The following is a 14,907-nucleotide window of genomic DNA, read 5'->3' as shown; positions in this document are numbered from 1 at the left end:
TGCTATCTTAAACTTGCTTTATACATGCGTTGCCATTTTGTTTTTTGGATGTTTGTCCTGGCTTTTTGGCCGGCCGTTTGTTTGCCGCAATTCACCAACCTTCGCTTTAAACACATTTCGGGTGAACAGGGGCTTTCGAACAGCACCATTGAATGTATTTTCCAGGACGACCGGGGATTCCTTTGGTTCGGCACCCGCGACGGGTTGAACCGGTTCGATGGGAACCATATGGTAGTTTACCGCTACAATTCCTCAGACACCAACAGTATCAGTGACAATTATGTGCGTTGTATCAGTCAGGATAAATCGGGCGTTATCTGGGTAGGAACCAGTAACGGCCTTAACCGCTTCGATCCGAAAACCGGTCGGTTCACCCGTTTTAAATCCAGGCCCGGGAACTTATCCAGCATCAGCCATAATCTCATCACCAGTATTTGTGAGAGCAAAACCGGCGAGTTATGGATCGGCACCTGGAGCGGTTTGAACCTTTATCAGCCGGAGACAAAGTCTTTTTTACGGGTGTATGCAAAGGAAATCCATACAGCGCCGGAAAACCAGTTGAATTGCATGTACCAGGATTCGTCGGGCAGGATATGGGCTGGTTCGGAAAAAGGCCTTTTTTATCTTGATAACAAAACAAGGTCCCTTGTTTCCCTGAACACCTACCATGGTGGCACATTACCGAAGGGTATCCGGGTCATCCATTCCGGCGATGGCGCTACACTGTGGTTAGGTACGGTTGATGATGGGCTGTATGCATATCATTCGCAAAAAGAACTCTGGCAACATTATTACCACATCGATAAAGATCCGTCGAGCCTCGGCAGCAACCTGGTAAGAAGTATCGAAATAGATAAACATGGCAACCTTTGGGTGGGCACCGTCAACGGTGGGTTGAACCTGCTTTTAAATGACGGAACTTTTCAGCGCTTTCAAAACGAGCCGGCGAACCCGGCCACCCTCTCTCAACGTACGGTTTCGGCACTTTTGGAAGACCGGCAGGGAAACCTCTGGATAGGTACACATCGCGGCGGCGTTAACCTGTATGTTCCAAAACAGCAAAACTTCGGACTATTTCAAAAAGAATTCCATCCAAACAGCCTGAGCTATAACGATGTCAAATGTTTTTTTGAAGACCGGGACGGAAAGATCTGGATTGGCACCGATTGTGGCGGCCTGAACGCATTTGACCCTGGCTCGAAACGGTTCGTGCACTACCGTTACAATCCTTTCAACGCCAAAAGCCTTGGCTCCGACGCAGTTCTTCACGTTTCGGAGGATTCATATGGTAATTTATGGGTAAGCACATGGGGCGGCGGGCTGAATTTGTTTAACCGGAAATCCGGCACCTTTAGCCGTTTCCTTCATAACCCGGCAGAACCCGGTTCCATCAGCTCTAATTATGTACAACAGGTATTTGAAGATGATCAGCGGCGTCTTTGGGTGGCTACTTATTATGGCGGCCTTAACCTCTTTGACCGGAAAACACAAACGTTCAAACGGGTAGAAAGCGACGACCAGCACCTCACCCACCCGATGGGCAATAATTTTGTTTCCATTTGCCAGGACAAAAAAGGAAACCTTTGGTTCGGTACCGATGACGGCGGCCTCAACTGCCTGGAGCAGCAGACACAAAAGTTCGTAAACTATTTTATTAACGAAGAGAAAATGCCTGACCTGCGGGTATTGTTCGTAGATAGTAAAGGCCGTTTATGGGCGGGCCATGCAGGATTATACCTCTTTAACGAAGAAAAAAGATCTTTCGCGCTTTTTACCGGTCAGGCCGGATTGTCAAATGAATTCATCAAAGGTATTTGTGAAGACAACGATGGCTATTTCTGGATCGCTACTTCGAATGGCCTGACCAGGTTTCATCCGGAGAAAAAATCAATTAAAAAATTTAATACGGCAGACGGGTTACAGGGACTGGAGTTTGAAGCCAATGCCTACCTGAGAACGCGAAGTGGCCAGTTGTTATTTGGTGGAGTAAACGGATTTAATATGTTTGATCCCGGGGATATTCAGCCAGACCCGTTTGTACCTCCGGTATACATAACCGGCTTTCAGATTTCCAATGAAAAGATAACACCGGCTAATAACCCTTCTCTATTAGCAAACGACATCAGCTACACGAAAAAGATCAAACTTTCGTATACCCAGTCTACCTTCTCTTTCGATTTTGCCGCCCTGAATTTCAGCGTGCCTGAAAACAATCAATACGCTTACCGCCTGCTCGGTTTAAATGATGAATGGAATTATGCCGGCAATGAACATAAGGCTACTTACACCAATTTGCCGCCTGGCAGTTATACTTTTGAAGTAAAAGCTTCGAATGATGATGGTGTATGGAACGAGGTTCCTACTGCTATCCGGGTTATCGTGACGCCCCCTTTCTGGAACACCTGGTGGTTTAAAACATTGATTGCAGCAATACTGCTTGCAGCAGCAGCTGCATATTTATTTTTGAAACGAAGACTCGAACTGCAGAAGCTGGAAGAAACAAAACGTATTGAAATGCACCGGATGCAGCTGCAGTTCTTCACCAATATTTCACATGAATTCAGGACCCCGTTATCATTGATACTGGGACCGCTGGAAATACTGCAAAAGGAAGAACCTGCCAGCCGGTTCCAGCATCATTACCAGACCATGCACCGGAACGCAAGCCGTTTATTAGGTCTCGTGAATGAACTCATGGATTTCCGGAAGGCCGAATCGGGTGTGCTTAAACTAAAGGTAATGCCGGGGAGCCTGGAAATATTTCTGGAGGAAATAGCCGATGAGTTCACCGGTTTGGCAGAAGCGAAAAATATCGATTTTTCCGTTCACGTGCCGGATAAACTGCCGCAACTGTGGTTCGACAGGCAGGTGCTGGAAAAGATCCTCATGAACCTGATCAGTAATGCGTTCAAATACACTGCAAACGGAGGAACAATCACAGTAAAGGCAACAAAAACACTGCATGAACTGACACCCTCCTTTGAAAATGAACTTATTCTTAAAAACAACTATCATGGAAAAGAATATATTTTTATTCAGGTAAGCGACAACGGTACCGGCATTTCCAGGGACTCTATAAAACACCTGTTTGAGCGCTATTACAAGATCACGGATTCCCATTTAGGTTCCGGCATAGGCCTTGCCTTTGTCAGGAGCCTGACTTTTTTACACAAAGGATCGATCAGTGTATATAGCGAAAGGCATAAGGGTACGGAATTTATCGTTGCCCTCCCGGTAAGTGAAAACGACTACACAATCGATGAGAAATGGATGCAAAACAAAAAAGAACCGGTAGTGAATATAGAAAGCCTGGATTATAAATACGAAGGGCCATTCCTGACACAACCGGAAGAAAGAAAAAAAGAAAAAGGTACACAACAGGTAAAACACCTGCTCATCGTGGACGATAATGAAGAGCTACGTCAGTTTTTGAAGGAAACGCTTTCAGCGGAGTTCTTTGTATGGGAAGCAGAAGACGGGCATACCGGCTTCCTGATGGCCAGGGAAAAAACACCGGACCTGATCATCAGCGACGTAATGATGCCTGTAATGAATGGGACGGAGTTCTGTAAGAAGATAAAAGAAGATGAACAAACGAAACACATACCATTTATCATGCTTACCGCAAAGGCAGCCATAAGGTCTAATATAGAGGGCGTTGAATCGGGCGCCGATTTTTACTTTTCAAAGCCGCTGAACACCGAGCTTATGCTTTTGACCATCAGGAACATTTTCAACCATCACCAAATTATTAAAGATCACTGCTCAAAAGACCTGCATCATGAAACAAAAGCCCTGGTGCATGCAGCTAAGGACAAGGATTTTATAGATCAATTATTGTCTGTGGTGGAAGAACAGCTCAGCAATCCTGAACTGGACGTTGAATACATCTGCCGGCAGATGGGAATGAGCCGCACAAAACTTCACCAGATGATCAAAAACGTAACCGGCCAGGCGATCAGCGATTTTGTACGCACGGTGCGTCTTCGTAAAGCTATACAGATCATGACGGAAGAAGATGTGCTTATCACTGAAGTAATGTACCGGGTAGGCATGCAAACACAATCCTATTTTACAAAAGCATTCAAAAAAGAATTTGGCAAAACGCCCTCGCAGTATTTACAGGAATTGAGGAAATAGGTTATTAAGCCATCCCAAAAGCTGTCAAATCATGAACACGGTGGTTTTGCCCGTTCTATTTTTTGTTTGTTATTGCTGTTGCGACAAAGTTTTCAACAAATCTTCGAGGTTTTGCATCGACATAGTATATCCTTCTTTGAAGCCCATTTCAATCATCTTCTCCAGCCGGGCAAGCGATTCGTTATAAATAATAATGTCCACTTTGGTTCTTTCCCCCTGTTCGCTGAAATTAAAATCCCAATCAGAACCTGGTAATTCAGGGTTTTCATCCTTGTCTGCAAATGTATTGAACATCTTGAAGTTGGTCTTTGGGGTAATGGAAGTGTATTCCTGAATGGCCCAACGTTCATGGCCTTCCGGGCTCACCATCGCATAAAACCTGCGTCCACCCACCTCAAAGTTCATGTACTTTGTTTTTGCCGTCCACGGTTTAGGCGCCCCCCACTGGTCTAAAAGCTCCGGTTTGGTAAAAGCATCCCATACCAGCGAAAGTTCGGCATCAAATTCTCTGGTGATGAACACTTTTTTTGCAGTTTTGTCAACAGTAAAATCAAATAGCAGATTGGATGTCATTTTTTTTGTTTTTTAAGTGTTGCTAATACTTTATCTAGTTGATTGAATTGGGTTTCCCACAGCTTTCTGAATTGGTCTAACCATTTATCAATCTCTTTCATTTTTTGGATCTGGAGTGAGTAGTAGATCTCCCTGCCCTGCTGTTCCTGTTTTACCAGTTCGCACTCTGTCAGGATTTTAATATGTTTTGACACAGCCTGTCTGCTTGTATGAAAATGTTCGGCAAGGTCATTGGGCGTCATTGCCTGCACTGCAATCAGGGCGATGATTGCCCGCCTGGTAGGGTCGGCAATTGCCTGAAATATATCTCTTCTTGTTTCCATCTTTGGATCTATTTGCAACTATCTGGTTGCAAATATATGTGCAATTATCTGGTTGCGCAATATTTTTTTTCACGTTGAAATTGAGAGCGGAAGTAAATGTCAGGCGTATAGGCTCGGATGGCAAGAAGAAGAAATGCCCAAAACCCCCGCGTTTCAGGAGCATTTAATGAGCAGCTTAATTAAATTTGAAAACCGCCAGTACAATGATTCCCAAAAACAGCAACAGTTGAATCGTGTAAAAAACAACGATCTTAGGAACTGTCATTTTTATCACGGTAGCGCCATCGGAATTATTCTCAGAAAAAGCGGTTGTCAACTTTTTTAGTTGCCTGTTCCCTATCAGCATTTCATTAAGCACCATCAGCAGAATAATGGATAGTTTGAGCTGAAGCCAGAGCATGTGTAAGAACACTGAACCGGTTACGATCGTAAGTCCGATACCGGAAAGTATCAGCAAAATACCACCTATCCCTTTTATTGCGCCCAGGTTCGATAAAAGTTTTAAAAGCGCTGATGTACCTTCACTTTTTATGTTAAACCTGTTTATGAAAGCACGAAAAGTGACGAAGGCGGCAACCGTGGTGCCGGCCATCAGTGTAAGACCGGAAAGATGGATAATGAGCAGTAACTGTCGTATGGTTTGTAGATACATTAGCGTATTATTCTCTGTTAATTTGAAATAAGTGGGCAACGTAACGAGCAAAGGATCTGGTACGAAACAAAGGGAGGCTCCCACAGATCGCTGCGTTGACCTTGCTTTTCGATTTATTATAATGTAAAAGTGGTTTAATTTAGTTCTACAGCTATTTTGCCAACGTAACCGCCATTTTCAGCATATTGATAGGCTTCTCTGTATTGAGCGAACCGGAACACTTTGCTTACTACAATTTGCAGGCCGGCATCGATGGCGTTTAACAAGATCTCCATATTGTTTGCAGATGGGTTCGAGAGGATGACGAGATGTTTTTTGCCGGTAAATAAGTTTTTGATAAGTGATGTGGGAATTTCAATTGGCTTTGGGGTAGCGTTTAAGAACAGGGCTTTGCGTTTCATTATTGGCCTGGCACTCGCATAACTCATTTTGCCCGACAGATCAACTACAATGTCATACTTGTTTTTCTGTGCAAGCACATTTTCTTTTGTGTAGTCAATTACAAAAGAAGCTCCCTGTTCTTTTGCAAAATCCATTGCTTTGGTGCTTGTAACTGCCGTTACCCGCGCGCCTGTTTTTTTGAGTAGTTGCAGGAGCAATAAACTAAAACCGCCAGTTGCACCATTTACCAAAATTTGAGTCTGTGAATGTATGTTACCCATTTTTTCCAATGCAGTGACAGCGGCTGCGCCAACAACAGGAATAGAGGCTGCCTGGGAAAAATTCAGGTGTTTTGGTTTTTTCCAAACGGTTGAGGAAGGCACAGCCACATATTCTGCCAGGGCGCCCTCTTTCATAATATTTTTTACTACGCCAAAAACTTCATCGCCTTTTTTAAAATTGGTTACAGCGGATCCGGTATCTTCAATAATACCGGCAAAATCAACCCCTGTGCTCTTTGGGAATCCGGATCCTGACATCAGTTTCATTTGTCCTTTCCTGATCTTCCAGTCTAAAGGGTTAATGGAGACTGCTTTTACTTTTACTAAAACCTGGTTTGGCTGAATAAAGGGCGTTGTCATTTCAATAGTTTGTAAAACGTCGGCGTTTCCAAACTTTTGATAAACTATTGCTTTCATTGTGCTATTTTTTTATCGTTTATTTTGATAGCACAAATTTGCAATCTGCCAGATTAGTAAACTTGTATCAGATCACTATTGTTCTTCAAGGCTTTTGGCGGCATCCCAAACATTTCATACATGTACTTATTCATTTGCGGCAAATCATAAAAACCGGTGTCATAAGCAATGTCTGTAAGGGTTCTGTCTTTATCTGAAAGAATAAGATAAGTAACCTGGCGTAATCTTGTCCATAATAAATATTTAGACAAGCTGCTGCCTGTTTGTTCTTTGAACAGGGAAGCTAAACGGGATGGAGAAAGAAAGACTACATCGGCAAAGGTATTTGGTGTTATGTCCTGTTTGAAGTAATTAGCATTAATATACTCAACTATTTTTATTACCCTTTCATCATAATGAACAACAGGCAGTTTGGATAGCAGCGTATTTATAATGGTGTGAACGTCGAAAGCATCTTTACCTGTTTCAAAGAAAGTATTTATTTCAGCCGGGGAATTGAAAGTTATGTAGTCCTGATTATTATGAAACCTGCGGGATAACTCCAGACCAATATTTGAGTATGGTTCTATGTTCAAAACATTTAAACTCCCTTTTTCTGCAACACAGGAATGCCGCACATGCGGTTTAAGCAAAAAGCCGTGAATTTGCTCACACACCTGACCGCTGATAGTGGAAGTAAATGGAGTATCATTGGATAAAACAATTTGATATGCCGAGTGGTGATGAATTTCTACCGTAAGATTGTAAGCTTTAAGAGCAAGAATGAAGGGATTAATTTTCTGTTTGGTCATCCTGTCCTTATTTTCTTTCTTTTTTCCGCTGAATCTGGTTGTCTCACTGCGCCGCTATATTACGTTTTTTCCTGCAGAAATCAAACTTGTAACCTGTTTACCAGATAATACGACAGCGCAGCGGCTAAAAAGAAGCAACTGGGAACCGTTCATGCCCGGTTAATTGATATTCAATCTTCAATTGATAGTTTTGAGAAAATGAAATAATAGTTGCAGCATAATCGTGTCGGGAACTCCATACTCACCCTAATCTACCATAAAGCTATAGTCGCGCAGATTGTTCTTCAGGATGCGCAGCGCCTTGCCGATATGCTTTTCAACGGTACTTACCGAAATATTCATCCCTACTGAAATATCCCTGTTGGAAAGATTCGCTTCCCGGCTAAGCAGGAACGCCTCGCGGCATTTTTGGGGCAATGAATGTAATGTTTTCATAATGCGGGTGTTCAGTTCACGCGCCTCACAATAATCCGCAGAATCGGTTTTGCAATTGTCGTTTAAAAAAAGGTCCTTACGGCACGCTGAACGGGTAAACTCATCCCGGTAGATATTCAAAACTTTAAATTTAAGCGCCTGGTATAGATATGCTTTAACAGAAGTAGTGATTTCCCGCGTATGCCGCTTTTGGTAAAGGCTAACAAAGATGTCCTGGATCAGATCTTCTGCTTTCTGGCGCGACTGCAAACGGCGATAAGCGGCATCTATGAGGCCGGGCCAGTGTCGATTATACAGTTCTTCAAATGCCTTGATATCATCTTTTTTTACCAGGTGAAAAAGCTGGGAATCTGAAAGACCGGCATAAAGCACAGATTGGGGCATGCAAACGTATTTGAATATAAACTTAAGAAATATCAACAAAATAATAAATGCTTCTTCCTTTTAAAGTCACACGACCGCCCGGCCACCCCCACTGCTGATAAAAATTTTTTTTCTTTTTCAGGTAGAAGCCCTGACAATCAGTCTCCCGGATTTGAGCACCTGCAATTCTTTGATCATCATGGGCGATCCCTCAAACTGCCTCATCAACAGCTGCATGGCCGTATGGGCGATCTGCTGTACCGGCTGCTCGACAATGGTAATACCGGGTGAAAATAAACCGAAAATATCATGGTCATCGAAACACACCACGGCCAGCTGCTGCGGGATCGAAATTTCCAGTTGCTTGAGGGCCTGCAGTCCGTATACCCCAATATAATTGGTAGCGAAAAATACGGCGTCGAGCTGCGTGCTGCTGATAAATGCCTTTATCTGTTCAATGGAATCCTGCGGCCTGCTGTGGTAACACAATTCCAGTACCTGATGCGGTGCTGCCGGCACACCAAATTCGGCCAGCGACCGCTCCCAGGCCTGCCTCCGCTGGTGCATCTGCACCTGATCGAGGCTGATGGTCACAAATCCTATATTCCGGTATCCCTTTTCAAGCAAATGATCCATAGCCAGGCGCGCGCCATTATAATTATCTACCAGTACATGCGGTGCGTCCAGCTCCGGAAAATAGCGATCCATGAGCACCACGGGTTTTTGTTGCTTCAACAGATCACTGATAAATGGCCGCATGCCGGCAGTTGGTGTAATAAGAAAGCCATCTACCTGCCGCTGATTGAAAATGCGGATGCGTTCACGTGCTTTTGCTTCATTGTTCTCGGTACTGCAATACAATACCTTGTAACCAACCCTGTCGGCTTCCTCTTCTATGATCTTGGCGAGGGTAGCAAAGAACACGTTGGAAATATCTTCCACGATCAAGCCCAACACCCGCGTTTTGCCGGTTCGCAAACTTACCGCTGTATAGTTAGGCTGATAGTCCATATCCGAAGCGATCAATCTTATTCGATCAGCCAGTTGTTCGCTGATGCGTGATTCCTTTGCTTTGCCATTCAATACGGCTGAAACGGTGGACGGGGCCACGCCGGCTTTTCTGGCAATATCCCTGATGGTGACTTTCATAGTGACTCTGGTCAAAGGTTTGTAAAACGCCATGATCATTTACCGGCATGGACTTCCTGTTCCTCCATGGCTGCGGCAGCTGCTCCTATCAATGCCGCCTGTTCGCCAAGCACAGCGGGTTTTACTGATGTATTACTCCCCGCCTGTGTTAAACAATGCAATAACGCCTTCTCAAATAAATGGAAGGTCTGGGCGATATTACCGCCGAGTACTACCAGTTGTATCCGCTCCTGCGAAATGGCCTGCAACAGAAAATGCCCCAGGTTATGCCCGAATTCGTTAAAGATATTTTGCAGTAAAAGGCGGTCGCTGACCTCCAACAACTGCCTTACATTATCAATTGTGTTTCCCGACAGTTCGCGATAGCGTTTGGTAAACCAGCGGGTCGACAAATAATCTTCGGCAATGCCTTCCCTGAACGGCATACTCCACCACCCTGCATCCAGCACTTTGCCATTTTGGAAGGTAGCAGATCCCAGGCCGGTTCCCAGGGTTAAACCGATCACCTCGTTCATCGACATGGCAGCGCCTGCCACTACTTCTCCCTGCAGAAAACAGGCGGCATCGTTGGTAAAGTGAATGGTTTCCTTTTTTATGCCCAGTTTATCCGCCAGCAACATTTTTACATTCAAACCATACAATGCATCATACTTGTTTTGTCCGCGGATATAAGAAATGCCGCTCTCATAATCAAACGGCCCCGGCATGGCAATGCCCCATTTCACCGGTTTCGAATGCTGGTGCACGTAACAGCCGGTGATCACGCGGCTCCAGGCATCGATAATCTCATCAACGGTGCCTGTTGCGGGCACCATATTGCGTTGCCATGTATTATGCAACACCATTCCTGTTTCTGCTTCTACCAAAGCCGCTGTTATATGTGACCCGCCTATGTCTGCTGCACCCATCAATGTATTGTTCATACCGCTATAGTCACACCAGTTACGGATACCCGCTATTGCCCTAATCAAGTTGTTTAATAATGCAATGCCTGTTTACCGGTTTATTAATCGTATAAATAGTGCTGATCAACACTTCCATTTCTTTTTGCCATGCCTGGCGAATGGCGGGTACGCGTGAACGGGTATAGTTGTCCATATTCCCTTTTATCCATCCGTTCTTTTCTGCCAGCACCCTGATCGTGTCCATTGAGTTAAGGTCATCTTTATGCAACAGGCCATGTTCTTTCAGAATATTGTACTCCATCCAGGCGTGCATGCGAAAACGCCGTTCCAGCTCCCAGCGTTCCTCGTTCAATAACAGCACGGCGGAAGCCTGTTGGTATTGGGGCGTTCTGTTTTGTGCTGCCAGGTTAATGCCTTCACTCCATTGCGCGCCGGAGAAACTGCCAATGGTTTCTCCATCTATCTGCAACACATAGTTCTTAGCTGGCTTCAATCCTTTTACGGTAAACAATTCCCGGTTCATTTCCTCCATAAAAGGAATATACCTGACAGCATCTGATTGCCGGGTGGTATTGTTCCAACCCCTGGGAACGGTATCCAGCGGATAAGGCAATGCATTGGCCAGGTAATCGAATTGCACCGAATTGGCTGTAGCGGTAAGATTGGTCACTGCACAATTGGATGCCTTTTGCAGCTTTTTATTGGCCGCATCAACAACTACGGTAGCTACCTCTTTATTGGCGAATCCCTGTGCCTTCAGGAAAATGTAAGCCATTATCATATGTCCGTCCAGGCCGGGATGAACACGGTCGCTGCCGCATATCGTAAATGTGGAATCATTTTGCTGCCATTGTTGATTAATGGCTGTCATCGGCCGGTTAAAATCCACGAATCCCCATTGGTTTTTGTTGGCCGCCTCTTCCTGAAACTTGGCCACCTGCAGCATGGCCAGGCTTTTTTTGGGGAAGTAATTGCCCCTGCCCTTTACCGTTTCATCGTACGGCGAAGACGACATCAGGATCTTGCGCACTGCAGGCAACGCTTTCAACTTTTGTTCAATCTTCAAATAACTTGCATGGGATTGTGCTATCGCCTTACGCGCCACTTCATCGGCATCGGGTTGCAGGTATTCTCCATACTTCGTATCATTCATGCCAAAGGTCAATGCAATAACCGTAGGCTTTTTGGCAGCAACATCTCCATCGAACCGGTCATAGATCTGGCCGGCCACATCGCCGCCAATACCTGCATTGAAAATATCTATTCGCCGGTTGGGAAAACGCGTCATGTAATACAACCAGATATACGAATGATAATGGCCGCCATCGGTAATGCTGTTACCTGCGAATACGATGCGGTCGCCTTTCTTAAAAGGCGTTATCTGCGCCTGTGTTGTGCTGCAAACTGCCAGGGCTATTACCAGGGCAGCTTTTGTTATGTAATGCTTCTTCATAATTATAAGCCGATCTGTAACCCCAGGTTCAATACCCGCTGGTTAAGGTATGAATCTCCCACAGAGTTACTCGCAGTTTCGGGGTCCTGCTGGTATTTTTTATAATTCGTCCAGGTAAACAGGTTATAACCGCTTATGTAAAAACGGGCGTTGTTTATTTTCAAAGGCAACCAGCTGTCGGGTACCTGGTAACTCAGCTCTACCGTTTTCAACCTGATATAATGTGCATTGATAAGCCAGAAATCGGACATATAATTGGTTCCGCTGTTCACGCTGGCGGCATCGGTTGTTAAACGGGGAAACAGGGCGCCTTCCGGATTATCAGGTGTCCATCGTTGTAAGTGTATGGGCTGGAACTGGCTTTTAAAGGGCTCGATACCGCTGCCGATGATACTGAAACTGTAATCATAGGCGCCCTGGAAAAGCACGTTCATGCTGAATCCCTTATAGCGCGCTCCCAGTGTCAATCCCACATTCGTTGATGGCAGGTTGGGTTTGCCGATGGGCGCCATATCCAGCTGGTCTATGACATCGTCGCCGTTCAGGTCTTCATACTTAAGGTCGCCGGGCTTCACACTGCCGGTATTCGGTTTGGCGCTTTTGTCGATATCGGCCTGGTTCTGGTAAAAGCCGATCCATCTGTAGCCAAAGGGCTGGTTAATGGGATGACCGGTTGCGGTTAACCAGGGATATCTTTGCGCGGCTTCGTCTTTGAACAGAACAATATTCCTGGCTACGGAAATGGTAGGTGTAATATTGAATTGTACATTGCCGATCTTATCCTGGTAAGTGGCTATCAGTTCCCAGCCCCTGTTCCTTACAGAGCCAATGTTCACGGGCGGCGTGCCAATACCGAGGACCATCGGGATCGAACCGCGGTATACGAGCTGGTCTATGCGAAGGTCCCGGAAATATTCCACCGTAAACGACAGCCGGTCCTGCAGCAGGTTCACATCCAGCGCATAGTTCTGCGATTTTTTCTTTTCCCAGGTTACACGATCATTACCCAGCGTTCCTTCCCTGATGCCCTGGCTCGCCCCGCTGGTCTCTCCAAATGAATAATGGCCTCCCGGTTCATATACCTGTTCATAAATGTAACGATTGCTCAAAACGGCATCTGAGCCTACCATGCCATAAGAAGCCCGCAGTTTGAACAGCTTGACAAAAGGCAGCAGGTTCTCAAAGAATGGTTCGGCGGCTATGTTCCAACCGGCTGACACTGCCGGGAAAAGACCGTAGCGGTTGTCGCTTTGAAAACGGTCTGAACCGTTATAAGCCATGTTTAGATCTACGAGGTATTTTCTTTTGTAGTTGTAGCCGGCAGACAAACTATAACCGCGGAAATTTTCGGGCACGGATGCCTGGTTGGTATAACTGCTTTGATTCAGCAGCACCATCGCCCGCACCTGGTGATCGCCAAAAATGCGGTCGTAGTTCAGGTAGGCCTGGATATTCACCCGTTTATCTGAAACATTACTGCCGGCGCTTACGGCATACGTAGGCATGCTGTAGCGGCCACGGGGATCTATGCTGTAAGAACCGGTGGCTGCGTCGTAATGGTAACTGGGCGGCAGATCGCGCAGCAGTTTGCGCCATACATCCCAGGTGCTGGCATAGGCGATGCGACCGGTGAACGAGAGGCCGCGCAATACAGCATCGAGCTTTTGCGTGCCGCCAAACAAAATGTTCAGATCATTTTGCTTGGTACGGGTATAACCCGATAAGGCAAGCCTGGCATTCAATGTAGGTAAACTGTGTTTTGTATTATAGGCATAGGCATAAGTGCCATTGGGATTCATAAAGGGCGCCGCATACGGAGTAATTTTATCAAAGTTGTAGATCTCTTCCATAATATTACTGGTATTGGGCGTGTTGATCATCCCGAAACGGCCGGTCACATCGAGGCGAAGGCTCAGTGTTCTGGTTGCCTGGATATCAAGATTGGTCCGGAAGTTGAAGCGGCGGAAAAAGTAATTCGTGTTCAGGTTCTCCTTGTTCCCGGAAAAATCTTTAATGGCGCCGTTTTGGGTAAGCGCCCCAAAAGAGGTGAAATATTTTACAGTTCCAGTACCTCCGGAAATGTCTACATTGGTGTTGGCCTGCACGGAATAATTTTTAAAGATGGCATCGTACCAGTTCACGTCAGGATGGCCATAGGGATCGTCGCCATTTTGGAAATGCTGCAGTTCTTCCGGTGTGAACTGCGGGGCCAGTCCGTCGTTGGCGCGTGCCTCATTTACCAGCAGAGCAGTTTGATAGGCGTTCAGAAATTTTGGTTTAAAAGTAGGCACCTGTGCGCCGGCTTCTGACCGTACGTTTACCCGGGGTTTGCCCAGGCTGCCGCGGCGGGTGGTAACAACCAGTACGCCATTAGCGCCTTTGATACCATAAATGGCGGTAGTGGAAGCATCTTTGAGAATGGAGATACTTTCTATTTCGTTTACGTTTATTTGCGACAGTTGCACGTACGTATATTCAATATCATCTACAATGATCAGCGGCCGGTTGCCTTCGGCATTCAGTGAGCTGACGCCCCTGATAAAATAATCCGCTGCATCATTACCCGGCTGGCCGGACCGTTGCTGCGAAAAGAATCCCGGCAACCTGCCCGACAAGGCGTTTTGTACATTGGCAGTTGGCACCAGCCTGATCTCCTCGGCTTTGATCGTGCTTACGGATCCTGTATTTGTGATGCGTTGCTTTTTACCAAAGCCCACTACGATCACATCTTCCATGGCGCCGCGGCTGGCCTGCAGCGTAATTTCGATATTATCGCTTTTTACAGTTACTTCCTGCGTTACATAGCCAATATAGGAAACGACCAGGATATTCGATTTCGACCGCAGGGTAAGCCGGAATCTTCCGTCGTTACCTGCGGTGGTACCATTGGCGCCGTTGCCTTTTTCGCTGATGGTGGCATTGGCCACAGGGCCGTTGTCGTCTTTTACAATTCCTGTAACGGTCCGCTGCGCCATTGTGAACACAGGCAATACCAGTATGATTATAATTAAATGGAGAGAAATACTTTTCATAATGCATGAATT

The 14,907-nt window shown here is 45.7% G+C and carries 11 protein-coding genes; 1 reads left to right on the top strand and 10 read right to left on the bottom strand.

Translation table 11 applies throughout. The annotated features are described in order from the left end of the window. The first annotated feature begins 24 nt into the window (after positions 1-24). A complete protein-coding gene (locus tag JUB15_RS17260) occupies positions 25-4,140 on the top strand; it encodes a two-component regulator propeller domain-containing protein (protein ID WP_207513744.1) in 4,116 nt (1,371 codons plus the stop codon). Positions 4,141-4,209: 69 nt separating this feature from the next. Here JUB15_RS17260 and JUB15_RS17255 read toward each other — a convergent pair whose 3' ends face one another. The 10 genes from JUB15_RS17255 to JUB15_RS17210 form a co-directional block, all read right to left on the bottom strand. Continuing rightward, entirely contained in the window at positions 4,210-4,713 is a 504-nt protein-coding gene (locus JUB15_RS17255; protein ID WP_207513743.1) for an SRPBCC family protein, read from the bottom strand. After that, entirely contained in the window at positions 4,710-5,036 is a 327-nt protein-coding gene (locus JUB15_RS17250; RefSeq protein WP_207513742.1) for an ArsR/SmtB family transcription factor, read from the bottom strand. Before JUB15_RS17250 ends, JUB15_RS17255 begins: the two co-directional genes overlap by 4 nt. A gap of 175 nt (positions 5,037-5,211) precedes the next feature. Beyond that, on the bottom strand, positions 5,212-5,688 hold the full coding sequence (locus tag JUB15_RS17245) for a DUF2214 family protein (protein ID WP_207513741.1): 477 nt from the start codon (positions 5,686-5,688) through the stop codon (positions 5,212-5,214). Positions 5,689-5,822: 134 nt separating this feature from the next. Next, positions 5,823-6,767, bottom strand: a complete 945-nt coding sequence (locus tag JUB15_RS17240; protein ID WP_207513740.1) for an NAD(P)-dependent alcohol dehydrogenase — start codon at positions 6,765-6,767, stop codon at positions 5,823-5,825. A 53-nt stretch (positions 6,768-6,820) separates the two neighbouring features. Then, positions 6,821-7,558: a helix-turn-helix domain-containing protein gene (locus tag JUB15_RS17235; protein ID WP_207513739.1), complete on the bottom strand. Its 738-nt coding sequence runs from the start codon at positions 7,556-7,558 to the stop codon at positions 6,821-6,823. A 246-nt stretch (positions 7,559-7,804) separates the two neighbouring features. Next, the gene (locus JUB15_RS17230; protein WP_207513738.1) at positions 7,805-8,377 is read right to left on the bottom strand and encodes an RNA polymerase sigma-70 factor; all 573 of its coding nucleotides are present in this window, start codon (positions 8,375-8,377) and stop codon (positions 7,805-7,807) included. 117 nt (positions 8,378-8,494) lie between these two features. Beyond that, positions 8,495-9,505, bottom strand: coding sequence for a LacI family DNA-binding transcriptional regulator (locus JUB15_RS17225; RefSeq protein WP_207513737.1), 1,011 nt, complete (start codon positions 9,503-9,505; stop codon positions 8,495-8,497). 35 nt (positions 9,506-9,540) lie between these two features. After that, positions 9,541-10,428, bottom strand: coding sequence for an ROK family protein (locus JUB15_RS17220; protein ID WP_207513736.1), 888 nt, complete (start codon positions 10,426-10,428; stop codon positions 9,541-9,543). Between the two features lie 40 nt (positions 10,429-10,468). Then, positions 10,469-11,863 (bottom strand): SGNH/GDSL hydrolase family protein, encoded by a 1,395-nt coding sequence (locus tag JUB15_RS17215; protein ID WP_207513735.1) that lies wholly within the window; start codon positions 11,861-11,863, stop codon positions 10,469-10,471. Between the two features lie 2 nt (positions 11,864-11,865). Next, on the bottom strand, positions 11,866-14,895 hold the full coding sequence (locus JUB15_RS17210; protein ID WP_207513734.1) for a SusC/RagA family TonB-linked outer membrane protein: 3,030 nt from the start codon (positions 14,893-14,895) through the stop codon (positions 11,866-11,868). Positions 14,896-14,907: the final 12 nt, after the last annotated feature.

Origin of the sequence: Longitalea luteola, assembly GCF_017356035.1 — a bacterium.
GTDB lineage: Bacteria > Bacteroidota > Bacteroidia > Chitinophagales > Chitinophagaceae > Niastella > Niastella luteola.
This window is presented reverse-complemented; position numbering and strand designations above follow the sequence as displayed.